This is a genomic window from Rhizobium sp. YJ-22 (assembly GCF_029601685.1).
GTDB lineage: Bacteria > Pseudomonadota > Alphaproteobacteria > Rhizobiales > Rhizobiaceae > Metarhizobium.
Genome location: NZ_JARRIR010000001.1, coordinates 237,813 through 259,975, shown reverse-complemented (window position 1 = coordinate 259,975; position 22,163 = coordinate 237,813). Strand labels below are relative to the sequence as shown.

22 protein-coding genes are annotated in these 22,163 nt (G+C 64.2%); 6 read left to right on the top strand and 16 right to left on the bottom strand.

Annotated features, from left to right (window positions below; all coding sequences use genetic code 11):
• Positions 1-59: 59 nt before the first annotated feature.
• Positions 60-377: a hypothetical protein gene (locus P7F60_RS01260; protein WP_277915886.1), complete on the top strand. Its 318-nt coding sequence runs from the start codon at positions 60-62 to the stop codon at positions 375-377.
• 62 nt (positions 378-439) lie between these two features.
• On the opposite strand, the gene dxs is transcribed toward P7F60_RS01260, so the two are convergent.
• From dxs to P7F60_RS01240, 4 genes are all read right to left on the bottom strand, one after another.
• Entirely contained in the window at positions 440-2,359 is a 1,920-nt protein-coding gene (dxs, locus tag P7F60_RS01255) for a 1-deoxy-D-xylulose-5-phosphate synthase (protein WP_277915885.1), read from the bottom strand.
• 112 nt (positions 2,360-2,471) lie between these two features.
• On the bottom strand, positions 2,472-3,395 hold the full coding sequence (locus tag P7F60_RS01250; RefSeq protein WP_277915884.1) for a pirin family protein: 924 nt from the start codon (positions 3,393-3,395) through the stop codon (positions 2,472-2,474).
• Between the two features lie 39 nt (positions 3,396-3,434).
• Positions 3,435-3,710: an exodeoxyribonuclease VII small subunit gene (locus P7F60_RS01245; RefSeq protein WP_277915883.1), complete on the bottom strand. Its 276-nt coding sequence runs from the start codon at positions 3,708-3,710 to the stop codon at positions 3,435-3,437.
• Positions 3,707-4,642 (bottom strand): histone deacetylase family protein, encoded by a 936-nt coding sequence (locus P7F60_RS01240; RefSeq protein ID WP_277915882.1) that lies wholly within the window; start codon positions 4,640-4,642, stop codon positions 3,707-3,709. Before P7F60_RS01240 ends, P7F60_RS01245 begins: the two co-directional genes overlap by 4 nt.
• A 246-nt stretch (positions 4,643-4,888) precedes the next feature.
• Between P7F60_RS01240 and P7F60_RS01235 the strand changes: the two genes are divergently transcribed.
• Entirely contained in the window at positions 4,889-5,302 is a 414-nt protein-coding gene (locus P7F60_RS01235) for a thioesterase (protein ID WP_277915881.1), read from the top strand.
• A gap of 3 nt (positions 5,303-5,305) precedes the next feature.
• On the opposite strand, the gene P7F60_RS01230 is transcribed toward P7F60_RS01235, so the two are convergent.
• From P7F60_RS01230 to P7F60_RS01220, 3 genes are read right to left on the bottom strand one after another with little or no spacing between them, the layout of a single operon-like run.
• On the bottom strand, positions 5,306-5,869 hold the full coding sequence (locus P7F60_RS01230; RefSeq protein ID WP_277915880.1) for a biotin transporter BioY: 564 nt from the start codon (positions 5,867-5,869) through the stop codon (positions 5,306-5,308).
• 51 nt (positions 5,870-5,920) lie between these two features.
• Complete coding sequence (locus P7F60_RS01225; RefSeq protein ID WP_277915879.1) at positions 5,921-6,523, bottom strand: energy-coupling factor transporter transmembrane protein EcfT; 603 nt, start codon at positions 6,521-6,523, stop codon at positions 5,921-5,923.
• Complete coding sequence (locus P7F60_RS01220) at positions 6,520-7,200, bottom strand: ABC transporter ATP-binding protein (protein ID WP_277915878.1); 681 nt, start codon at positions 7,198-7,200, stop codon at positions 6,520-6,522. Before P7F60_RS01220 ends, P7F60_RS01225 begins: the two co-directional genes overlap by 4 nt.
• Positions 7,201-7,333: 133 nt before the next feature.
• On the opposite strand from P7F60_RS01220, the gene P7F60_RS01215 reads away from it, so the two are divergent.
• The gene (locus P7F60_RS01215) at positions 7,334-8,521 is read left to right on the top strand and encodes a winged helix-turn-helix domain-containing protein (RefSeq protein ID WP_277915877.1); all 1,188 of its coding nucleotides are present in this window, start codon (positions 7,334-7,336) and stop codon (positions 8,519-8,521) included.
• Between the two features lie 37 nt (positions 8,522-8,558).
• Here P7F60_RS01215 and aroC read toward each other — a convergent pair whose 3' ends face one another.
• Positions 8,559-9,665: a chorismate synthase gene (aroC, locus tag P7F60_RS01210; RefSeq protein WP_277915876.1), complete on the bottom strand. Its 1,107-nt coding sequence runs from the start codon at positions 9,663-9,665 to the stop codon at positions 8,559-8,561.
• Between the two features lie 178 nt (positions 9,666-9,843).
• Positions 9,844-12,978, bottom strand: coding sequence for an EAL domain-containing protein (locus P7F60_RS01205; protein WP_277916487.1), 3,135 nt, complete (start codon positions 12,976-12,978; stop codon positions 9,844-9,846).
• Positions 12,979-13,252: 274 nt separating this feature from the next.
• On the opposite strand from P7F60_RS01205, the gene P7F60_RS01200 reads away from it, so the two are divergent.
• Positions 13,253-13,513 (top strand): DUF1344 domain-containing protein, encoded by a 261-nt coding sequence (locus P7F60_RS01200; RefSeq protein WP_277915875.1) that lies wholly within the window; start codon positions 13,253-13,255, stop codon positions 13,511-13,513.
• 16 nt (positions 13,514-13,529) lie between these two features.
• Here P7F60_RS01200 and P7F60_RS01195 read toward each other — a convergent pair whose 3' ends face one another.
• The 4 genes from P7F60_RS01195 to P7F60_RS01180 all read right to left on the bottom strand — a co-directional run bounded on the left by P7F60_RS01195 (position 13,530) and on the right by P7F60_RS01180 (position 16,978).
• On the bottom strand, positions 13,530-14,120 hold the full coding sequence (locus P7F60_RS01195) for a histidine phosphatase family protein (protein WP_277915874.1): 591 nt from the start codon (positions 14,118-14,120) through the stop codon (positions 13,530-13,532).
• 70 nt (positions 14,121-14,190) lie between these two features.
• Positions 14,191-15,009, bottom strand: a complete 819-nt coding sequence (gene fabI, locus P7F60_RS01190) for an enoyl-ACP reductase FabI (RefSeq protein WP_277915873.1) — start codon at positions 15,007-15,009, stop codon at positions 14,191-14,193.
• Between the two features lie 120 nt (positions 15,010-15,129).
• Positions 15,130-16,311, bottom strand: a complete 1,182-nt coding sequence (locus P7F60_RS01185; RefSeq protein WP_277915872.1) for a DnaJ C-terminal domain-containing protein — start codon at positions 16,309-16,311, stop codon at positions 15,130-15,132.
• Between the two features lie 217 nt (positions 16,312-16,528).
• Complete coding sequence (locus P7F60_RS01180; RefSeq protein WP_277916486.1) at positions 16,529-16,978, bottom strand: RT0821/Lpp0805 family surface protein; 450 nt, start codon at positions 16,976-16,978, stop codon at positions 16,529-16,531.
• 67 nt (positions 16,979-17,045) lie between these two features.
• On the opposite strand from P7F60_RS01180, the gene pdxH reads away from it, so the two are divergent.
• Positions 17,046-17,669 (top strand): pyridoxamine 5'-phosphate oxidase, encoded by a 624-nt coding sequence (gene pdxH, locus P7F60_RS01175; RefSeq protein WP_277915871.1) that lies wholly within the window; start codon positions 17,046-17,048, stop codon positions 17,667-17,669.
• Between the two features lie 97 nt (positions 17,670-17,766).
• Here pdxH and P7F60_RS01170 read toward each other — a convergent pair whose 3' ends face one another.
• The 3 genes from P7F60_RS01170 to P7F60_RS01160 all read right to left on the bottom strand — a co-directional run bounded on the left by P7F60_RS01170 (position 17,767) and on the right by P7F60_RS01160 (position 20,988).
• Entirely contained in the window at positions 17,767-18,768 is a 1,002-nt protein-coding gene (locus P7F60_RS01170; protein ID WP_277915870.1) for a polysaccharide deacetylase family protein, read from the bottom strand.
• A gap of 70 nt (positions 18,769-18,838) precedes the next feature.
• Positions 18,839-20,254 (bottom strand): metalloprotease TldD, encoded by a 1,416-nt coding sequence (tldD, locus tag P7F60_RS01165; RefSeq protein ID WP_277915869.1) that lies wholly within the window; start codon positions 20,252-20,254, stop codon positions 18,839-18,841.
• A gap of 128 nt (positions 20,255-20,382) precedes the next feature.
• Entirely contained in the window at positions 20,383-20,988 is a 606-nt protein-coding gene (locus tag P7F60_RS01160; RefSeq protein WP_277915868.1) for an invasion associated locus B family protein, read from the bottom strand.
• Positions 20,989-21,275: 287 nt separating this feature from the next.
• On the opposite strand from P7F60_RS01160, the gene coxB reads away from it, so the two are divergent.
• Entirely contained in the window at positions 21,276-22,157 is an 882-nt protein-coding gene (coxB, locus tag P7F60_RS01155) for a cytochrome c oxidase subunit II (protein WP_277915867.1), read from the top strand.
• Positions 22,158-22,163 lie beyond the last annotated feature (6 nt).

Below are 22,163 nucleotides of genomic sequence, written 5' to 3'. Positions count from 1 at the left end.
GTCTGCATTCACCGTGCAAGGCGGATTCTAAGGGTGTCAACAATGCAAGGACCATTGTCATGCAGACGCCCTTGGTGAAATCCATTCTTTACGCCGGCCTGCTTTGCGCCGGCTTGGGCGGCAACGCGCTTGCCATGCCGCTTGGCGCCATGCCGGCCGTTTCCTCGCCCCCGGTGACGCAGGTCGATTATGCTTGCGGCCGCGGCTGGCATCTCAACGACTGGAACGAATGCGTTCGCAATCGCTGGCGTCCGCCACCGCCGCCACCGCCGCCGTGGGCTCACCGGGGCTGGGGACCGCGTTATGGCGCCTGGGGCGACGGGCCACGCGGCCATTGGCATCATCGCCGCCCGCCTCCGCCGCCGGATTGGTATTGATTCAGACATGAAAAAAAGGCCGGGAGACGATCCCGGCCTTTTGCATGGAATGAAATGAAGGTCTATCCGGCCGCGCCGACTTCCAGCGGTTTCTGGCCGAGTGCCCGGAAGACCGCGGTGACGATGCCGGCCCGGTCGAGGCCGGCCTTGGCATACATCACCTCGGGCTTGGCCTGTTCCATCCACAGATCCGGCAGGACCAGCGGCCGCACCTTCAGGCCATGATCAAGCAGGCCTTCGAAGGCGAGGAATTGCAGCACCTGGGAGCCGAAGCCGCCGACCGCGCCTTCCTCGACGGTGATCAGCACCTCGTGATGGCGGGCAAGCTGGCGGATGAGATCGGTATCCAGCGGCTTGGCGAAACGCGCATCGGCGACCGTTGTCGACAGGCCGGCGGCATCGAGATCTTCCGCCGCCAGCAGACAGTCGGCGAGGCGCGTGCCGAAGGAGAGCAGCGCCACCTTGGCGCCCTGCTTGACGATGCGGCCCTTGCCGATCTGCAGAATTTCGCCGCGCACCGGAAGGTCGACGCCCACACCTTCGCCGCGCGGATAGCGGAAGGAAATCGGACCGTCGTCATGGGCAGCAGCGGTGCGCACCATATGCTTCAGTTCCGCCTCGTCGGCCGCCGCCATGACCACGAAACCGGGCAGCGAGGCGAGGAAACCGGTATCGAAGGAGCCTGCATGGGTCGGCCCGTCGGCGCCGACGAAACCGGCGCGGTCGATGGGGAAACGAACGGGCAGCTTCTGGATCGCCACGTCATGCACCACCTGGTCGTAGCCGCGCTGCAGGAAGGTGGAATAGAGCGCGCAGAACGGCTTGAAACCTTCGGTGGCAAGGCCGGCGGCGAAGGTCACGGCATGCTGCTCGGCGATGCCGACATCGAAGGTGCGCTTGGGGAAAATCTCCGCCAGCTTGTCGAGCCCGGTGCCGTTGGGCATGGCGGCGGTGATGCCAACGATTTTTTCGTCGTGGCGGGCTTCTTCCACCAGCGCATCGGCGAAGACGGCGGTATAGCTCGGCGCATTCGGCTTGGCCTTGGCCTGCGCGCCGGTGATGACGTCGAACTTGTTGACGCCGTGATACTTGTCGGCCGCTGCCTCGGCCGGGGGATACCCCTTGCCCTTCTGCGTCACCACATGGATCAGCACCGGCCCGCGCTGGTTGTCGCGCACATTGCGCAAGACGGGCAGCAGATGCTCGAAGGAATGGCCGTCGATCGGGCCGATGTGATAAAAACCCATCTCCTCGAACATCGTGCCGCCGGTGACATAACCGCGCGCATGCTCGACGGCGCGGGTGATGGCGCGGTCGATGTTCTTGCCGAGATAGGCGGTCAGCTTCTTGCCGAAATCGCGGAATCCCATATAGGTGCGACCCGAGGCCAGGCGGGCGAGATAGGCGCTCATCGCCCCCGTTGGCGGGGCGATCGACATGTCGTTGTCGTTGAGGATGACGATCAGCCGCGCGTCGAGCGCGCCGGCATTGTTCAACGCCTCATAGGCCATGCCGGCCGACAGCGCCCCGTCGCCGATGACGGCGATGACCCGGCGGTCGGTCTGGCTGAGTTCGGCGGCGACCGCCATGCCGAGGCCGGCGGAAATCGAGGTCGAGGAATGCGCCGCCCCAAAGGGGTCGTATTCGCTCTCCGCCCGCCGGGTGAAGCCGGAGAGGCCGTCTTCCTGGCGCAGGGTGCGGATGCGTTCGCGGCGGCCAGTGAGGATCTTGTGCGGATAGCACTGGTGGCCGACATCGAAGATCAGCCGGTCGTTGGGCGTATCGAAGACCTTGTGGATCGCCATGGTCAGCTCGACGACGCCCAGCCCGGCGCCCAGGTGCCCGCCGGTGCGCGACACGGCGTCGATCATCTCGTCGCGCAACTCGCGGGCGAGCTGCGGCAGGTCGCGGTCGTCGATCTTGCGCAGATCGGCGGGAACCTTGACCGTGTCGAGAAGCGGCGTGCTCAGCATCTGTGTCACAGGCGATGGCCTTCCTGTCCGTGAAATCGGTATTATGTCGCTCTAATCCATAAAGGCGAGCGGCGAAAGACGTGATCCGTTAACAAGTCATGACTTTATGGTCGAAACGCGGTCATCCCTGCGGCAGCGGCACGAATTCCTCTCCGTCGCCGGGCACGATATCGAAACGCCCGGTGCGCCATTCTTCCTTGGCCTGCTCGATGCGCTCCTTGGACGACGAAACGAAATTCCACCAGATATAACGCTTGGTCGACAGCGCAGCACCGCCGAACAGCATGATATGACAGCCCTGCGGCCCGCCTTGCAGCGTGATGGCATCGCCCGGCCGGAAGACGAGAAGCTGGTCGGCGGCGAATTCGTCGCCGGCAACCACGAGGCTGCCGGAGAGCACGTAGATCGCCCGTTCCTCGTGTTCGGCGGAGAAGGGGAAACGGCCCCCGGCCTCCAGCGTCAGGTCGACATACAGCGTATCGCTGAACACCGACACCGGCGAGCGGGCGCCGTCGAGATCGCCGATCACCACCCGGCCGCTGGCGCCCTTCTGCGCGATCAGCGGCATCGCTTCGCGTTCGGTATGGGCAAAAGCGGGGTCGATCTCCTCCTTATGGTCCGGCAGCGCCAGCCAGGTCTGCAGCCCGGACATGGACAGCGGCTGGCCGCGCAGGTTTTCCGGCGTGCGCTCGGAATGGACGATGCCGCGCCCTGCGGTCATCAGATTGATGTCGCCGGGGCGGATGGTCAGTTCGGTGCCGAGGCTGTCGCGATGCTTGATCTCGCCGTCGAACAGATAGGTGACGGTGGACAGCCCGATATGCGGATGCGGCTTGACGTCGAGCGCCTCGCCGGCCCGCAGGATGGCCGGCCCCATGCGATCGAAGAAGATGAAGGGGCCGACGAGCCGCCGCCGTGCGGTCGGCAGCGCCCGGCGCACGGCAAAGCCGCCGATATCGCTGGAGCGCGGAATGATCAGCTGTTCCAGCGCATCGCAGGAAAAGGCATCGCCCGCGACCGGATCCTGGCCGGGAAAGAAACTCATGGACGTTGCTCCCGTGTCGGGGCGCAAGCGGCGCGGAGATTATTCTCCGTCCAGCGGCTCTGCGCCTTGCGGTTTTCCGGCCCGGTCGAGCCGGATTTTCTCGATGCGGTTTTCGGCGGCGTTGAGCAGCGTTTCGCAATGCTTCTTGAGGGCTTCGCCGCGCTCGTAGATGGCGATCGACTCGTCCAGCGCCACGTCGCCGCGTTCCAGGCGCTGCACGATGCCTTCCAGTTCGGCCACCGCCTTTTCGAAGCTGTAGCCGGTCACGTCGGCCGCCTGGTTTGCCGTGGTTGGGCTCGTCTCGCTCATCGTCATCCTCTCATCAGTCTCAGAATATGCATGCCGGCGGATTCCGCCAGGCCTTCAAGGTCGTAGCCGCCTTCCAGAACGGAGACGAGGCGGTTATGCGCATGTTTGCCGGCCAGTTCCATCAGCCGCCCGGTCGCCCAGTCGAAGTCGTCGCCGGTCAGGTTGATCTGCGCCAGCGGGTCGCGGTAATGGGCGTCGAAACCGGCCGAGACCAGGATCAGGTCCGGCGCGAAATTGTCCACCGCCTTCAGCACCCGCGACTTGAAGGCATCGCGAAAATGCTCGCTGCCGTCATTGGCCGAAAGCGGCGCGTTGACGATGGTGCCGAAGCGGCCTTCCTCGCTCTTGGCGCCGCTGCCGGGATAAAGCGGCATCTGGTGGGTGGAGCAGAACAACACGTTGGGATCGTCCCAGAAGATGTCCTGTGTGCCGTTGCCGTGATGCACGTCCCAATCGACGATGGCGACGCGCTCGGCCCCATGCGCCTTCATGCCATGGCGGGCGGCAATCGCCACCGTGTTGAAGAAACAGAAGCCCATCGCCTTGTTCTTTTCGGCATGGTGGCCGGGCGGGCGGGCGGCGAGGAACACATTGTCGGCGGCCCCAGAAAACACATCATCGACGCCGGCCAGCGCCCCGCCGATGGCGGTCAGCGCGGCTTGGAAACTTTTCGGGCTGGCATAGGTGTCGGCCTCGATCTGGTTGATCTCGTCCTCTTCCTCCGGCATCTGCCGCATGACGGCGAAGAGATGCTCTTCCGGGTGGGCGAGCGTCACCGCATCCTCATTGGCCTGCGGCGCCTGCTTGCGCTCCAGCCCGGCGAAATTGCCATGCTCCAGCGCGATGTTGAGCGAGCGCAGCCGGTCGGCGCGCTCGGGGTGGCCGGGCGGGGTGATGTGCTCCAGAAAAATCTCGTGCTCGTAAAGACGCGTCGCCATCCTGACCGTTCCCGGAGTTCGCGGAGCCAGCCTTGAGCCTGCTGCGCCTGCCTGTCCACAGCAGATGGGGCAGGGCGGAGGTGTTTTCAACAGAAGATCGGCCACTCAGGACGGCGGCGTATTCTCGCAGGCTGTGCTAGAATGATGTCAAACAGAGCATTTCCGGGAAAAGTGGATAGCGTTTTTCCATTCTGAAATGCAAAAACGCGCGCTGGCGGGGGCTTCGGCGGCAGAGAAGGGGGAAGCATGAATGACGGCATGGCAGAGAGCACGACAATCGGGCAGACGGAGATCCGCATTCCCTATCGCGACATTGACGCATCGGGCGCGATGCATGCCAGCGCCTATATTTCGCATGCGGAAACCGCCATCCGCGCCTTCTGGCGCTATCGCCCCGTCATCGACGACGAGCCGCTGTTCTCGGTGCGCAAGTTCGAATGCGTCTGCCATCGCGTGCCGCGCGCGGATGAGGCGGTGCAGTTTTCCGTGCGAGTGGAAAAGATCGGCGGCCGCACCGTCGGTTTTGCGGTGGCAGCCGATATCGGCAACGAGCAGCTTGCCGATATCGAGATCACCTGGACCGCCCTCGACCGCGAAACCCGCGAGCCGACGGCCCTTCCGGAGGAGATCAGGGACTGGCTCTACCAGTTCCTGCCCTAAGATTTAGACGCGCTGCGGCAGGAGCGGATAACCGACCATGACGGCGCGGGCCGCAAGTGCTGCGATTGCCGCCTTCAGCACGTCGCCGGGAACGAAGGCGAGGTCGCCGAGGAAGGCTTTTGAAAAGCCCATGCCGGTCGATTGCGCCAGCCAGACAATACCGAGCAGGTGATCGATCACGATGCCGCCAAGGGCGGCGGCGACGAAGAACTCGGCGATCTGGCGTCCGCCCGATTGTCCGGCACGCACCAGCCGCTCCGACACGAGACCGGCGACATAGGCGGCCGGAACGAAGCCGACGAGATAACCCGCCGGCGGCGCGACGAAAACGCCGAGCCCGCCGCGACCGCCCGACAGCACCGGCAGGCCGATGGCCGCCACAAGCAGGAACAGAAGAACGGCCAGCGCCCCGCGTTTCGCGCCGAGGATGACGCCCGCCAGCATGACGCCGAGGGACTGCGCATGGATCGGCACGGGGATAAAGCCGAGCTGTACCGGCGGGATCACGCCGAGAACGACGATGATCGCGGCAAACAGGGCGGTCAGCACCAGATCGCGTGTCTTCATTCCAATCTCCTTATGAGCACGATGCTCTCGCTGTTCAGAAAACGCATGGCTTTATGGCTGCCGGAAGCCGCGCGCGTCAATGGCTGCGGCAATGCTGTCGGCGTCCCGAAGCGTCAGGATGATGAGCGGCATGAGCGTGGCAAGCGCCCGGGGCCTGACGCCGCGCGCCGCCTGCGCCTGTGAAATCGCCTCGTAACGGCCGAGAATCTCCGGCACGAAACGCACGACCAGGGCGCTGGCGAGGCCGATATCCGCCGCCCGCGCCAGCCCCGCCTTTTCCAGCGGCGTGGCGGCCAGCGTGATTTCGTCCATGAACTGCGTGATCGACACTGTCGCCGTCACCGCACCGGCAAACAGCATCAGCGCGGTGAGCCTGAGCAGCGCCGTCACCGCCTGCGCCGCCGATTGGAATAGCAGTGTGAACAGCGCCACGGCCACGATCGTCACCAGCGCGGGGATGAGCCGCCGCAGCGCCTCCCGCAGACCCATGCCTGCGGAAAAATAGCAGGCTGCGCCGGCCAGCGCCGCAATTGCCAGCGGCAAGGGGCGGTCGAGCAGAAAAACGGCGACGCTGACCGTCACCAGCACGATCAGTTTGAGGCGCGGCGGCAGCCGGTGCTGCCAGGTCTGCCGGTCGACATAAAGCGCCTTCATGCTCCCGCGATCTCCCGGTAGTGGGCGATGGCCTTGCCCGGCGTATCGTCCGCCGCCAGCCGCCCCTCGTGAAACAGCAGCACCCGCTCGAAATCCTCGACCAGTGCCAGGTCGTGGCTGATGACGATCAGCCGCTGGTCGAGCGCTGCGATGGTTTCGGCGACGCGCTTGCGGTTCTTCAGGTCGAGCTGGTTGGTCGGTTCGTCGAGGATCAGCCAGTCCGGTCCGGTGACCAGAACGGCGGCGAGCGCCGCCAGTTGCAGTTCGCCGCCGGAAAGCTCATGCGCCCGCCGCTCGGCCAGATGGGCGATGCCGAGCCGCGCCAGCACGGCCTCCGTCGCCGCCGCCGTCTCGGCCTTGCTCAATCCACGATGCTTGAGCCCGAAGGCAATGTCGTCCTTGACGATCGGCAGGATGATCTGGTTCTGCGGATTCTGGAAGATGAAGCCGACCCGGCCGAGCACCTGCCGTCCGTCCTTCACCGTATCCAGCCCGCCGACGCTGACGCTGCCGGGGGTAGGCGGCACCTGGCCGTTGATCATGCGCGCAAACGTCGTCTTGCCGGAGCCGTTGAGGCCGATGATGCCGATGCGCCGCTCGCCGAGTGCCAGCGACAGCGGCTCCAGCACCTGCCGCCCCGCAAACCGCGCGCCGGCTCCGTTGAAACGGATATTCAATCTGCAAACCCCTTCATTGCACCCGTCGCCGCTCTATAAAGCAATTCCGGGAAAACTGTGCAGCGGTTTTCCGGCGTGAAACCGTCTATCGGCGCTGTTGCCAGGAATGGGAATATATGCCTATCATCCCGCCATGACGATTCACCTCTCCAATCGCGATGCGCGTCGCGTGTTCATGGCGCGGCAGGGCCTCAGCGACCCGCCGAACAAGGCGCTGACCAAGCAGGGCCTGCTGGAGCTGATCGAACGGCTCGGCTTCGTGCAGGTCGACAGCGTCCAGACGGTCGAGCGCGCCCATCACCAGATCCTGTTCGCACGCAACCAGACCTATCGCCGCGAACACCTGACGGCGCTTCTCGAAGAGGACCGCGCGCTTTTCGAACACTGGACGCATGACGCCTCGATCCTGCCCTCCGCCTTCTTCCGCTACTGGAAACACCGTTTTGCGCGCCGCGCGCCGATCATCCTGGAGCGCTGGCGCAAATGGCAGGGAGAGGGCTTCGACACGGCGTTTTCCGAAACGCTGGAGCGGATCGCCGCCGGCGGGCCGGTTCTGTCGCGCGATCTCAAGGCCGAGGAGCATAAATCCGGCGGCTGGTGGAACTGGCATCCCAGCAAGACGGCGCTGGAATTCTTGTGGCATACCGGCCGGCTGGCGATTTCCGGGCGGCAGAATTTCCAGAAAATCTACGACCTGACCGAACGCGTCCTGCCGGCGCATCATTACCAGCCGGAAGTCTCCGAAGCGGAATTCGTCGACTGGTGCTGCCGCAGCGCGCTTACCCGTCTCGGCTTCGCCACCCATGGCGAGATCGCCGCCTTCTGGGATCTGGTCTCGCCGCAGGAGGCGAAAGATTGGGTGAGCGGCCATCGCGACGACCTCGTGGAGGTCACGGTCGAGACCGTCGATGGCAAGCCGCGCGCCGCCGTGGCGCTGGCCGATTTCCCGGCAACGCTCGCCGCCGTGCCGGAACCGCCGTCGCGTATCCGCGTCCTCAGCCCCTTCGATCCGATGATCCGCGACCGCGCCCGCACCGAGCGCCTGTTCGGCTTCTTCTACCGCATCGAGATCTTCGTGCCGCAGGCCAAGCGCGAATACGGCTATTACGTCTTCCCGCTGCTCGAAGGCGACCGCTTCGTCGGCCGCATCGACATGAAGGCCGACCGCAAGCGCGGCGTCCTCGACGTCACCCGCCTGTGGTGGGAACCCGGTATCCGCAATTCTTCCGGCCGCCTCGAAAAACTCGACGCCGAACTGCAGCGCCTTGCCCGGTTTTCGGGCATGGAGCGCGTGGAGTATGCGGAGGGGTGGCTGGGGTGAACGAGCCGTACCGGCCTGCCCTGTAAAGTCCGCCCGTTTATTCCGAAACGCGTTCCTTGCCCACCTGTCCCCGGTCGCGCAGGAAATGGTCGGCGATGGCGCAGGCGACCATGGCTTCGCCGATAGGCACGGCGCGGATGCCGACGCAGGGGTCGTGGCGGCCCTTGGTGCGCACGTCGACATTGTTGCCGTCGGCATCGATGGAACGGCGCTCGGTCAGGATCGACGAGGTCGGCTTGATGGCGAAGCGCGCGACGATCGATTGGCCGGTGGAGATGCCGCCGAGAATGCCGCCGGCATGGTTGGAGAGGAACAGCGGCTTGCCGTCATTGCCCATGCGCATCTCGTCGGCGTTTTCCTCGCCGGTCAGTTCGGCGGCGCCAAAGCCTTCGCCGATCTCGACGCCCTTGACGGCGTTGATCGACATCAAGAGCGAGGCGATATCCTGGTCGAGCTTGCCGTAGATCGGCGCGCCGAGGCCGGCCGGCACGCCTTCGGCGACCACCTCGACCACGGCGCCGATGGAGGAACCCGCCTTGCGAATGCCGTCGAGATACGCTTCCCAGACCGGCACGATGGCCGGGTCAGGGGCGAAGAACGGGTTGTTGTCGACCTCTGCCCAATCCCAGTTGGCGCGATTAATCTTGTGCTTGCCAATCTGCACCAGCGCACCGCGCACGGTGACGCCTGGCACGACCTTGCGCGCCAGCCCGCCGGCGGCGACACGCGCCGCCGTCTCGCGCGCCGAGGAGCGGCCGCCGCCGCGATAATCGCGAATGCCGTATTTGACGTCATAGGCGTAGTCGGCATGGCCGGGACGATAGCGGCGGGCGATCTCGCCGTAATCCTTGGAGCGCTGGTCGGTATTCTCGATCAGCATCGAGATCGGCGTGCCCGTGGAAATCATCGTCTCGCCGTCGTCGTCGACCATGACGCCGGAGAGCACCTTGACCAGATCCTCCTCGCGCCGCTGGGTGACGAAGCGCGACTGGCCGGGTTTGCGCTTGTCGAGCCAATGTTGCAGTTCGCCAAGCGTAAAGCGGATGCCGGGCGGGCAGCCGTCGACGACGCAACCCAGCGCCGGGCCATGGCTTTCGCCCCAGGTGGTGACGCGGAAAAGATGACCGAAACTGTTATGCGACATGACGAGGACCAGGCGTTTGAAGCATTTCCAGGAAAAGTGCGAAGCGGCTTTCCGTCCGGAAATGCATTGATACAAAGACGCGGCCTGAGGCAGGGGAGCCGGGCCGCTGGAAAGAAGCGGCCCACTCATAGAGCATTTCAGGGGAAAGGGGAAACCGCTTTTCGGTGCGGAAATAGGCTCACCCGGCCTTGCGCCACGGCTCGTTGCGAACGAAGTCGCAAAAGGCGTCGAAGGAGAGCGGCTTGGCGAAGGCGTAACCCTGCAGGGTATCGCAGCCGAGGTCGCGCAACACGCGGGTATGCTCGAAGCTTTCCACTCCCTCCGCGACGGTCTTGACGTCCAGCGAATGGGCGATCTCGATGATCGAGCGCACCAGCGCCCGCTCCTGTGCCGACTCGAGGATTGGCTGAACGAGCTGCCGGTCAATCTTCAGGCGATGCGGGCGAAGCTTGAGCAGGCTGACGATCGAGGTATGGCCGGTGCCGAAATCGTCGATTTCGATATCGATGCCGAGAGATTTGATGCGGTCGAGATTGTGCGAGACGATGTCCTCGCTCTCGTCGAGGAAGATGGATTCGACCAGTTCGAAGGACAGCGCGCCGGGCTGGATGGCAAGCCCCTGCAGGGTTTCGTAGAGATCGGGTTCGTGCAGGCGGCGCGAGGAAACGTTGACCGACACCTTCGGCACGTCGATGCCCATGGCGGCCCAGCGCATCCGGTCCTGGAGCGCGGTTTCGAGCACGATGCGGTCGAGGGTCGAGACGACGTTGAGTTCGTCGGCGATGCGCAGGAAGCGGTCGGGCGTCAGGATGCCCTTTTCGGGATGGTTCCAGCGCACCAGGGCCTCGACGCCGGTCAGCTTCATGGTGCGGGCGTCGAATTGCGGCTGGTACCAGGCGGTGAACTGGTCCTTTTCCAGCCCGACAAGGATGTCGTCGGCGACGCGCTTGGCGGTGACGATCTCGGCCTGCAGGTTGAGGGTGAAGAATTCGTGGCGGTTTCGGCCTGTCGCCTTGGCGCGATAGAGGGCGATATCGGCATTGACCAGCATCTGGCGGGTGTCGAGATACATGCCGCTCGCCTGGGCGATGCCGATGGAGACGCCGCAGCGGCAGGAAAATCCTTCGAAGTCGATCGGCTGGCGCATCTGCTCGATGACGCGCGTCGCCAGGGCCGCCATGGCGCTGGGATCGGCATTGTCGGTGACGACGATGACGAATTCGTCGCCGCCGATGCGCGCCACCAGATCGGTGGAGCGGACATTGTGCTCCAGGACGGCGGCAGCATGTTCCAGCATCGCGTCGCCGGCGGCATGGCCGAGCGTGTCGTTGATCTGTTTGAAGCGGTCGAGGTCGATATGCAGGATGGAAATCGACTGCGCCCGCCTCTGGCTGATTTCGGAGAGCTTTTCGAGTTCCACATCCAGCTTGCGGCGATTGCCGAGCATGGTCAGCGGGTCGTGCAGGGCATTGTGCTCGATGCAGCTCTTGGCGAATTGCAGCTCGATATTCTTCTGCTCGGCCTCGGCCTTGGCGGATTTCAGCGCCTCGGTCTTCACCGCGTCGGAGGTGAAGTCGAAGGCGATTCCGATCACCCGGTCGCGGCCGTCCTTGGTGCGGTGCACCTTGCCGATGGAGCGGATATAGCGCAGGGAGCCGTCGGCCAGCATCTTGCGCACCACCAGCGGTTCGGTCGTTCCGTCGTCGACGACGCGGTCGTTGCAGGCCGTGGCGAGCTGCCGGTCTTCCGGGACGACAAGGTCGAGCCACTGCCCGGTCGTCAGCCGTCCGTCCGTATAGGGCAGCTCGTAGAGATGATGCATGCGCTCGTCCCAGAACTGCATGCCGCTGGCCAGATCCACTTCCCAGGTGCCGCAGCGATAGGAATCCAGCGCCAGGTCGAGCTTGCGCGACAGCTCCTCCAGTTCCTGCTCGCGGCTGGAGAGCTCGCTGAGCGCCAGCTCCAGTTCGGCATTCTTGATGTCGCTGGTTTCCTTGGCGGTGCGCAGGTCGACATTCATGGCGACATCGGCGGTGACGTCCCAGACGATGCCGATGGTGCGCGGCGTGCTGCCGCCGGAATAATGAGCGCCGACCGAGCGCAGGTGCCGTATGGCGCCATCGGGCTGGACGATGCGGTATTGCACGCTGGAAGGGGCGCCCGCCACCGAGCAGGTGAAGAAATGGGTTTCCGCCGTCAGCCGGTCCTGCGGATGCACCATGTCCAGCCAGTCGGCCAGGGTGCTTTTCATATCCTCGTTGCCGAAGCCGTGAAGCTGGGCGGTGCGGCCGTCCCACAACAGTTCGGCATCGCCGCGATCCACTTCCCAGATGCCGATTTTGGAGGATTCCAGCGCCAGGTGCAGGCGTTGCGACACTTCCAGCAGCTTCGTCTCGCGCGCCTGCAGCGCGCTGACATTGCGGCTGCGTTCGATCATCAGCAGGCAGGAGAGGAAGACGGGCGCGACGATGATGCCCGAGGTCAGCGCGATCACCAGCCGCAGGAAAGCCTGGTTCGGCGGCACCTCGTCCCAGCCGTCGGCGGGAATGGCGGCCAGCACCCAGGCGCCGCCCGGCACCGAGAAGATGCGCTGCACCGGCCCGTCGTCGAGGATCCGGGCATCGCCGAAGAAGACATGCGGCTTCAGCCCCGGCGCCGGTTTCTGGCTGAGCGCCAGCTTCAGGTGCTGCAGATGCGGATAGCGCTGCTGGCTTTCCGAGCCTTGCGCCGGTAGGAGGCCGGTGACGCGGTAGAACTGGGTTTCGTCGATGATGGCGCGCACCGCGCCCCAGACGCTGTGGGCGTCGCCGTCACGCGTGATCACCGGAAAGATCAGCACGAAGCCGCCGTGATCCTCGCCGAGCACCACCGGGCCGGCAAAGCGCGCCGACAGCCGGTCGGCGGCAAGTGCAGCGGACGGATTGGAGCCAAGGATGCGGCGCACGTCCTCGCCGATCGTGATATCGTCGGCGCGGGCCGGAAAGGTTTCCTTGACCACGAAATCCGGCGCGATCGAGACGCTGCGGAAATGCGGGTTCTGCAACAGCACGCGCTGGATCTGCTCCGCAACCCGTTCCCTCGGCATGTCCGGGGCCAGCGCCATCCAGTTGGCAAGATTGCGCAAGACGGAAAAATCGGTGCTGATCTGTCCCATGATCCGCGCATGGATCAGGGCGACGTCGTTTTCGGTGCGGATGTGCAGTTCGCGCCGGTAGAAATTGCTGTTTTCCCGGTCGAGGATGAAGCCGAGCGTCATCACCACGGCGGAGACGACGACGGCTGCCACGATCGAGGCGCGCGAGGCGCGGAAAATCTCCCGGAAACCCTTGCTACGTGGCGACGCGAAACTCACCTTGATGGAACCCCTTTTTGTAGTTGTAGCGAACAATAGAAGCACGCCAGTTAAATTAGAATTGACCGGCCATGGCAGCTTTCGACCTGCCAAAAATCGGATGGGCTTGATCGCACCCCGATTTGCGTTCATCAATTGGGCCGGATTTGTCACCGTTTCGGGCAAATTTCGCCATATTCGAGAGGCTATTTACATCATGAAATTCATTGATTTGCAGACATACAGGGCCCGAAAGATGCGCTTCATCATCGCCGCACTTCTGACCACCGCCAGCTTGCTGTCGCCGTTGAAGGGTTTTGCCGAGAGCGCCGATGTGGAGGCGACCATCAAGAAGGTCGATACCGGCAACCTCAGCCTGACGCTGGACGACGGCAAGACCTACCAGGCGCCGGAGGAATTCGACTTCAACGGGCTGAAGGCCGGCGTCAAGGTCATCGTCTTCTATACCGAGGTCGACGGGCGCCGTGTCATCAACGACCTGCAGGTCGTCGAATAGGTCTCAAGGAAGGGGGTCAGAGCCAGGCGACGGATTTTCCGTCGCGGTCGATGCGCAGGACGCGGTCCTGCGGAATGCCGATTTCGGCCGCCTCGTCGCGCGGCATGTCGGCCAGCAAGCGGAACACGGCGCGGATGACGCCGCCATGGCAGACGCAGACCGTCGGCCTTTCCACCGAAGACAGCCAGGAGCCGATCCGCCAGGAGAGGATTTCATAGCTTTCCGCATCGGCGCCCGGCGGGATGAAATCCCATTTCGCGGCGCGTCGCGCCGCGACGCGCTCCGGCGTCACCTGCTTGAGTTCCCTGAGCGTCGAGCCTTCCCAGTCTCCGAAGGAGATCTCCATCAGCCGCTCGTCGATGCGGTAATCGCCGGGCACCAGGCCCATGGCGGCGCGCGCCAGTTCCATGGTCTGGCGGGCGCGCCCCAGCGGGCTGCTGACGAAATCATAGGTGGAAACGGTGTCGCCGAGCAGGCCAGAGAGCGCCAGCCCGTTCGCATGGGCCTGCTCGCGGCCAAGCGCGTTCAAGGGAATGTCCTTCTGCCCCTGCAGCCGCGCTTCGGCATTCCAGTCGGTCTGCCCGTGACGGATCATATACATCAGCACGGGCAGAAACCTTTTGATCCCTTATGCAATTCCGGGGGGAAAACCGCGTCGCGATTTTCCTGGAATGGCTTCAATCCTTGATGACGGAAATATCGGGCGCGTCGACCGCCTTCATGCCGACGACGTGATAGCCGCTGTCGGCGTGATGCGTCTCGCCGGTCACCGAGCGAGACAGGTCGGAGAGCATGTAGAGGCCGACATCGCCGACTTCCTCGATGGTGACGGTGCGGCGCAACGGCGCGTTGTATTCGTTCCACTTGAGGATATAGCGGAAATCGCCGATGCCGGATGCGGCCAGCGTTTTGATCGGGCCGGCGGAAATGGCGTTGACGCGGATGTTCTTCGGGCCGAGGTCGACGGCGAGATATTTGACGCTGGCTTCGAGTGCCGCCTTGGCGACGCCCATGACGTTATAGTTCGGCATCACCTTTTCGGCGCCGTAATAGGTCAGGGTCAGCATCGAGCCGCCTGATGTCATCAGCTTTTCGGCGCGGCGGGCGACGGAGGTGAAGGAATAGACCGAGATCTGCATCGTCTTGGCGAAGTTTTCCGGCGTCGTGTCGACATAGCGCCCGGTCAGTTCGTCCTTGTCGGAAAAACCGATGGCATGGACGAGGAAATCGATCTTGCCCCAGCGCTTTTCGAGATCGGCGAACACCGCGTCGATGGTCGATTCGTCGGAAACGTCGCAATGGCCGGCCAGCACCGCATTGATTTCGGCGGCCAGCGGCTCGACGCGTTTCTTCAGCGCATCGCCTTGATAGGTCAGGGCAATTTCGCCGCCCTGCGCATGGATGGCCTTGGCGATACCCCAAGCGATCGACCGGTTGTTGGCGACGCCCATGATCAGGCCTCGCTTGCCCTTCATCAGACCGGATGCTTCAGCCATAATGTGCTCCCTCGGTAATGCGACGATTTGCCTATGGCATAGGCCGATGTCCGGTTCAAGCTTGGGCGAGATCATCAACTGTTAGGGATCGTAACAAAGGGTGCACATGTCACGCAAATTTCACAAATAAAGCCCCTCGCGCATGCTGCGCATCAGGTCGGTGACCTTGTCGTCCGGTTTTTCCCACAGGACGAGGCGGATTTCGACCACGAGATCGCCCTTGCCGCCGCCGGCCTTGGGAAGTCCGAGGCCGGGAATGCGGATCGTCTGGTCGGAACCGCTCCAGGCGGGCACCACGACTTCGACCGGACCGGTGGGCGAGTCGGTCACCGTCGTCCAGCCAAGAACGGCGTTCTGGAGGTTGACAGGCAGCGCGGTAATGACGTCGCTGCCTTGGACCCGGAACGGGCCGTTCGGGTCGACGCGAAGAGTCACCGCGACATCGCCGCGCTGCAGGCCCTGCAGTTTAAGCCCCTGGTTGCGCAGCTTGATCACGTCGCCGTCGCCGGCGCCCGGTTCGATCTGGAAGCGGCCGTCCTTGCCGTCCGGCAGCGGCACGGTGATCCAGTTGAGCTTCATCAGGTCGTCGACGGTGACGGTGGCGATGGCGGCGACGTCCGGCGCCTTGTCGAGCGCCGGCGCCGTGCCGCGGATGCGGCGCACCAGCGAGGTGAGAAGATCGATCGCCTGCGCCGGCAGCGAATTGGGACGGGCGGCCTCCGCCGTCTCGCCGTCGCCGAAGGCCGGTTCGCTGCGTGCGGTCTGGGTCGCCGTGGCGTTGACGCCGTAAGCGGCGGATGCGCCGGCGGCATTCTGGCCGGGGGAGGGCTGGCCGCTGACCGGCGGTTGCTGGCCGGGCGGCACGCCGAAGATGCGCGAGATCACCTCTTCCGGGGTCTCCATGCTCGGCGTCGCGTTGACCCCCGCCGTCTGGCCGGCGGGTTTTTGCTGCGCCTTGCGGGCAGCTTCGGCGCGGGCCAGTTCTTCCATCACCTTTTCCGCATTGGCGCGGGCGGCCTTGGCGCGCTCGGCGGCCTCGCGGGCCGCCTCGCGCTTCTGCTGGAAAGTCTGCTCCTGCCTGCCGCCTTCGGCGCGCTTCAGGCGCGCGTCGAAACGGCTGCGTTTCTTGGGGTCTTTGAGGATGTCGTAGGCATGGCCGATTTCGGCGAAACGGTTGTTGGCCGTGGGATCATCCTGATTCTGGTCGGGATGGGCCGTTTTCGCCTTGGTTCGCCAGGCTGCCTTGATCTCGTCTGGTCCGGCGTCACGCTTGACGCCCAGCACGGAATAGGGATCGCGCATCTCTAATCACCGCTCAACTCTATACAGGGTGAAACGTCTCGAGACAGACGACGTTCCCTGCAACGCAAAACAACGCGTGCATTCCGGCTTGCCGCCCCTTTTGTCCCGGGCGGCGGGTCGCACGGGACCGATTGTCGCAGAGCTTTCCTAACCGGAGGTTACGCGCCCGGCGGATTCTCACGCAGGCCGAGTCCCGTTTTCAGGCACGAAAGAGGGATTATTGCGCTTCCTGGAAGCTGAGCAACTGCCAGCGGCCATCGTCGCGCAGGCAGGTCTGGCCGGAGAAATTGGCGATGCCGCGATAGGAATGGCGGGTCGTCTGGAAGGTGCGGCAGACGCTGGCGCCGCCGGTCTGCTCGGCAATGGCGGTAATGACGCCGGCGCTGCCAGTGGAGGCGTTCGCCCAGGGCAGCGGCTTTCCGTCAAGCTTTGTCACGTCGGCGGAGGTGACGGCATTGCTGACGGTCATCTCGTCGGACACGGTCTCCGGGTTCTTCTGATTGGTGACGGTGCTGGTGGAGATCGACTTGTCGACGCCGCCGCCGAACATGTCCATGGAGCCCATGCAGCCGCTCAAAGCCAGCATCGCGGAGATCGTCAGGGTCATAACGCCGACTTTGGCGGTCAGATCCTTTTTATGGCGCGACGACTTTGCTATGACTTTCACCTTGCGACCGATCCGGTTCACGAATCCTGAAACGACGATTAATCAAGTCCGGGGCATTTTACCTATCATGACCGACAATGCGTTAACAACCGGTGACTTCACCGAGGAAAACGAGCCCTTCGCCCTCTTCGCCTCCTGGCTCGCCGACGCCGAAAAATCGGAGATCAACGATCCCAACGCCGTGGCGCTGGCGACCGTCGATGCCGATGGCCTGCCGAATGTGCGCATGGTCCTGCTGAAGGGCTTCGATCGCGACGGATTCGTGTTCTACACCAATTTCGAGAGCCAGAAAGGACAGGAAATTCTCGGCCAGAAGAAGGCGGCCATGTGTTTTCACTGGAAATCCCTGCGGCGCCAGGTGCGCCTGCGCGGCCCCGTGGAGATCGTCACCGACGCCGAAGCCGACGCCTATTACAAGACCCGCCCGCGCGGCAGCCGCATCGGCGCCTGGGCGTCGAAGCAGTCGCGACCGCTGGAAAGCCGCTTCGCGCTGGAAAAATCGGTGGCCGAATATACCGCCCGCCATGCGCTGGGCGACATCCCACGCCCGGCCCACTGGTCCGGCTTCCGCATCCGCCCGCTGTCGATCGAATTCTGGCACGACCGGCCCTTCCGCCTGCACGACCGCATCGAATTCCGCCGCGCCGCGCCGGAGGGGGATTGGACGGCGAAGGTGCGGATGTATCCGTAATTTTTCCGGGCACTGCTCCTCTTTATGGATGGAAACCGTCGCCCCAACCGCTTCTCCGCTTGTGGAGAAGGAGTTGGGCCAAGTCTTGCTTGACCAGTTATCCCGTCAGCCGGAATGGTATGCCTGACGCGAGTGCGCGCACATAGCGGCGCTTCTGGTAGAAACCGTTAAGCGAAACGCGGGGCAGGGCGGTTAGCAATTGGCCCGCGCTCAGCGTTCCCGGCCGTGTCGTCACCCCGACGGAAAAACCGAGGCGGGCGGCCAGCGCGAAATCGCGCGGCGTCGCGGCGAGCGGATCGCCGTAGGGATAGGCGATGGTGGTCGGCCGCTTGCCGGCGATCGCCTCGATGCGGTCAGCCGAGGCGCGCATTTCCTGTTCCGCTTCGGCCTCGTCGAGCAGGCCAAGCGCCCGGTGGCTGATCGTATGGGCGCCGAGCGTGACCAGCGGATGGGCGGCGAAGCTCTTCAATTCGTCGGCATCCAGGGTCAGTTCCGCCACGATGGCGCGGGCATCGATACCGGCTTCCGCTGCCCGCCGGTCGAGATCGGCCACATGCCGGGCCTCGCCAGCGCGGAGGATGGTTTCGCCGAGCCGGGCGAAGGCGGCATATTTTTCCGCTGGCGAAGCGTCGGATTTTTCGAGGAGCGCCGCGCCGGTTTCCCACCACATGGAATGGCTGCGGTCGACATAACCGCCGGCGACGAACACCGTGAACGGAACGCCATGCCGGGCAAAGACCGGCAGCGCATGGTCGCGATTGTTACGATAGCCGTCGTCCAGCGTGAAGACGGCGAAGGGTGGATGCGCCGCATCGGCAAGCGCCGCCGGCACCCTGTCCAGCGGCAGGAGCCGATAATTCTGGGCCTGCAACTGCCGTATGGCGGCATCGAGAAACTCCGGCGTCACCTCCAGATGGCCGTTGGGATCGAAGGCGCGGGCGATTTTCGGGCGGACATGGTGCAGCGTAAAGATGATGCCGCGCCCGCGCGCCGCGCCCATGAGGCCAGCCGCAGCCATCAGGCCGGCGGCTTCCAGCCCGCCGGTGATCGCCGCGCGCTTGACGCCGCGGCGCAAGGATTGCCTGAGGCCGGAGCCCATCCGCCTGTCCTTTCGATTGCCTCGCATTGAGCCGACAATCTAGGCGGGGGCCGTTAAGCCTTGCTGAACATCACGCCTGCGTGCCGCCGACGGTGATCTGGTCCATGCGCAGATGCGGCTGGCCGACGCCGACCGGCACCCACTGCCCGCCCTTGCCGCAATTGCCGATGCCGGTATCGAGCTTGCTGTCGTTGCCGACCATGGTGACGCGCTTCATCGCGTCCGGGCCGTTGCCGATCAGCATCGCGCCCTTGATCGCCGGGCCGATCCTGCCGTTTTCGATCAGATAGGCTTCGGTGCATCCGAAGACGAACTTGCCGGAGGTGATGTCCACCTGCCCGCCGCCGAACGAGACGGCATAGATGCCCTTCTTCACCGAGGCAATGATTTCTTCCGGGCTTTTGTCGCCGGAGAGCATGTAGGTGTTGGTCATGCGCGGCATCGGCTGATACGCATAGCCCTGGCGACGGCCGTTGCCGGTCGGCGTCATGCCCATCAGCCGGGCGTTCTGCCGATCCTGCATGTAGCCGACGAGGCGGCCGTTCTCGATCAGCACGTTATAGCCGGACGGCGTGCCCTCGTCGTCGATGGAGATCGAGCCGCGCCGATTCTCGATGGTGCCGTCGTCGACCACGGTGACGCCGGGGGCGGCGACCATTTCGCCGAGCAGGCCGGCGAAGGCCGACGTCTTCTTGCGATTGAAATCGCCTTCGAGACCGTGGCCGACCGCCTCGTGCAGCATGACGCCCGGCCAGCCATTGCCGAGCACCACATCCATGGTGCCGGCCGGCGCCTCGATCGCCTCGAGATTGACCAGCGCCTGGCGCAAGGCTTCGTCGGCGCCGCTCCGCCAGCTTCCCGCGGTGATGAAATCGCCGAAACCGATGCGCCCGCCGGTGCCGAAGGAGCCGCTTTCCTGCCGGTCGCCATCGCCGACGACGACGGAAATGTTGAGCCGCGTCATCGGCCTGACATCACGAACGCGATGCCCGTCGGCGCGTAAAATATCGATCGTCTGCCAGCTTGCGGCCAGCGAGGCAGTCACCTGGCGCACCTTGTCCTTGGCGCGAAGATAGGAGTCGATCTCCTTGAGAAGGTGCACCTTCTCCTCGAAGCTCGGCGCACCGATCGCGTTGTCCTCGCCGTAGAGCTTGCGGTTGGTGCGCGCCGGCGCATCGGAGTAGCTACCGGCATAGCCGCGCGTCACCGCACCCACTGCATCGGCGGCGCGCTTCAGGCTGCCGAGCGACAATTCGCCGGAATGAGCATAGCCGACAGCCTCTCCCGCCACCGCGCGCAGGCCAAAACCCTGGTCGGTATTAAAACTGCCGCCCTTGAGACGGCCGTCGTCGAAGGTGAGCGACTCCGCCTGCGATTGCTCGATGAACAATTCGCCGTCATCGGCGCCGGACAGCGCCTCCGCGACCGCCGCCCGCAGCGTCGCCTCGTCGGCATCGAAAAGGGTGAGAAGGTCGCTGTTGGTCATGGCTATCGTTCCTCGATCCGCTGCGAAAGCGCGCGACCCGTTTCCGCGTCGCACACTTTATATATAGGGCCTGCCGCCGATGTAGGTGTCGGCGGGGCCGCCGGCAAGGGCGCTTGCCGGGACAGGCATCAGGGCAGGGCGTCGTAGCCGTCGGCGAACCCCTTGAGATCGACCGGAATGCCGATGCCTTCCTCCGGCGTCTGGAAGACGATAAAGGTCGCCATCGCGCCGCTGCGCAGCGTCTTCAGGAGTTCGTCCTCCAGCACGACCTCGGCATAGCAGCCATCGGCGAAGCAACGCACGAAATAGGCGCGGCCGATATCCTTGCCATCGATGTTGAGGCCGAGGCCGTTGGGCAGCAACACGCCGAGCGGCGCCAGAACGCGCAAAATTTTCGCCTTGCGATCGGCCGTTTTCAGCACGACGACCGAGAGGCCGACTTCCGGCCGGTCGTCGGCGATCACGTTCTGCATCAGGGCGCATTGCTCGCCATTGGCGCCGGCCGGCTGGTCGCAGACGATCGACCACGCCCCGTGGTTGGATTTCACGGTGCCGGGTTGGGCGGGCGTGCTGCCGGGCTTGGGGGCGGTCTGCGCCTGGCCCTGCTTGGCCTGGTCCTTTTGCTGCTGGGCGCTCGCCGGAGCATGTGTGGCGAGGAGGGCGAGCCCCGTCAGGACTGCGGCGCGCCGCGCAAGGGAAAGAAGAGCCATGAGAACCTCAAGAATTCGAATCACTCGGGCGAAAAACTCGCCCGTATGTGCATGAAAAGGCGGATTGCTTCAATTCCAGCGCAACGCGGCGGAAATTGGACCGTTTCCGGGCGTAGCGCAAGCGTTTCCGTGCTCGTGCGTACACAGCAAAGGGGCGAACTGACGGCAAAATTTGATCGGGAGCAAAAATGCCGCACAGGCTTTTTTTGACAGATGTTGCGGCGGGGGGCAAACTGTGGTTTGAAGCGGGATGATAGCATGGATTCTGCGTTTGAGTTTGATCCACATCAAGCGCTTGAGGGAGATACGTTGTGATTAATAGAGCTTATGCAGTTCTGACCGGGCTGGTCTGTCTGCTCTTCGCTTCCGGCGCCTTTGCCGATCAGCCGTTTCCGTGGCAGATGGGCATGCAGCCGGCGGCGTCGCCGATCATGCATGAAATCCGCTGGTTCGAGCAATATACCCTGTGGTTCATCGTTCCGATCACGCTTTTCGTTCTGCTGCTTTTGATCGTCGTTGTGGTGAAGTTCCGCGCCAGCGCCAATCCGGTGCCGTCGAGGACCAGCCACAACACCGCGATCGAAGTGGTCTGGACCGTGGGGCCGGTCCTTATCCTGCTCTTCCTCGCCATTCCCTCCTTCAACCTGCTGACCGCACAGCTCACCCTTCCGCAGAATCCGGATCTGACGCTGAAGGCGACCGCCACCCAGTGGCAGTGGAACTACGAATACACCGGCGAAAAGCCGCTGGCCTTCGATTCCTACCTGCTGAAGGATGACGACCGCGCCGCCGCCGGCAAGGAAGACAAGGCCGTCTATCCGCGCCTGCTCGCCGTCGACAACGAAATGGTCCTGCCGGTCAACAAGGTGGTGCGCCTTCTGGTCACCGCCGCGCCGACCGACGTCATCCATGCCTTCGCCATGCCGTCCTTCGGCGTGAAGATCGACGCCGTTCCGGGCCGTCTGAACGAAACCTGGTTCAAGGCGGAACGCGAAGGCCTGTTCTACGGCCAGTGCTCGGAACTGTGCGGCAAGGATCATGCCTTCATGCCGATCGCCATTCGCGTCGTCTCCCAGGAGAAGTATGACGCCTGGATGGCGGCTGCGGCCACGAACCTTCAGGAAGCAAACAAGACTTTGATGGCCGCCACGGATCTGAAGAAGACCGTCGACGTCGCCGCAAACGCAGAATAAGAGGCA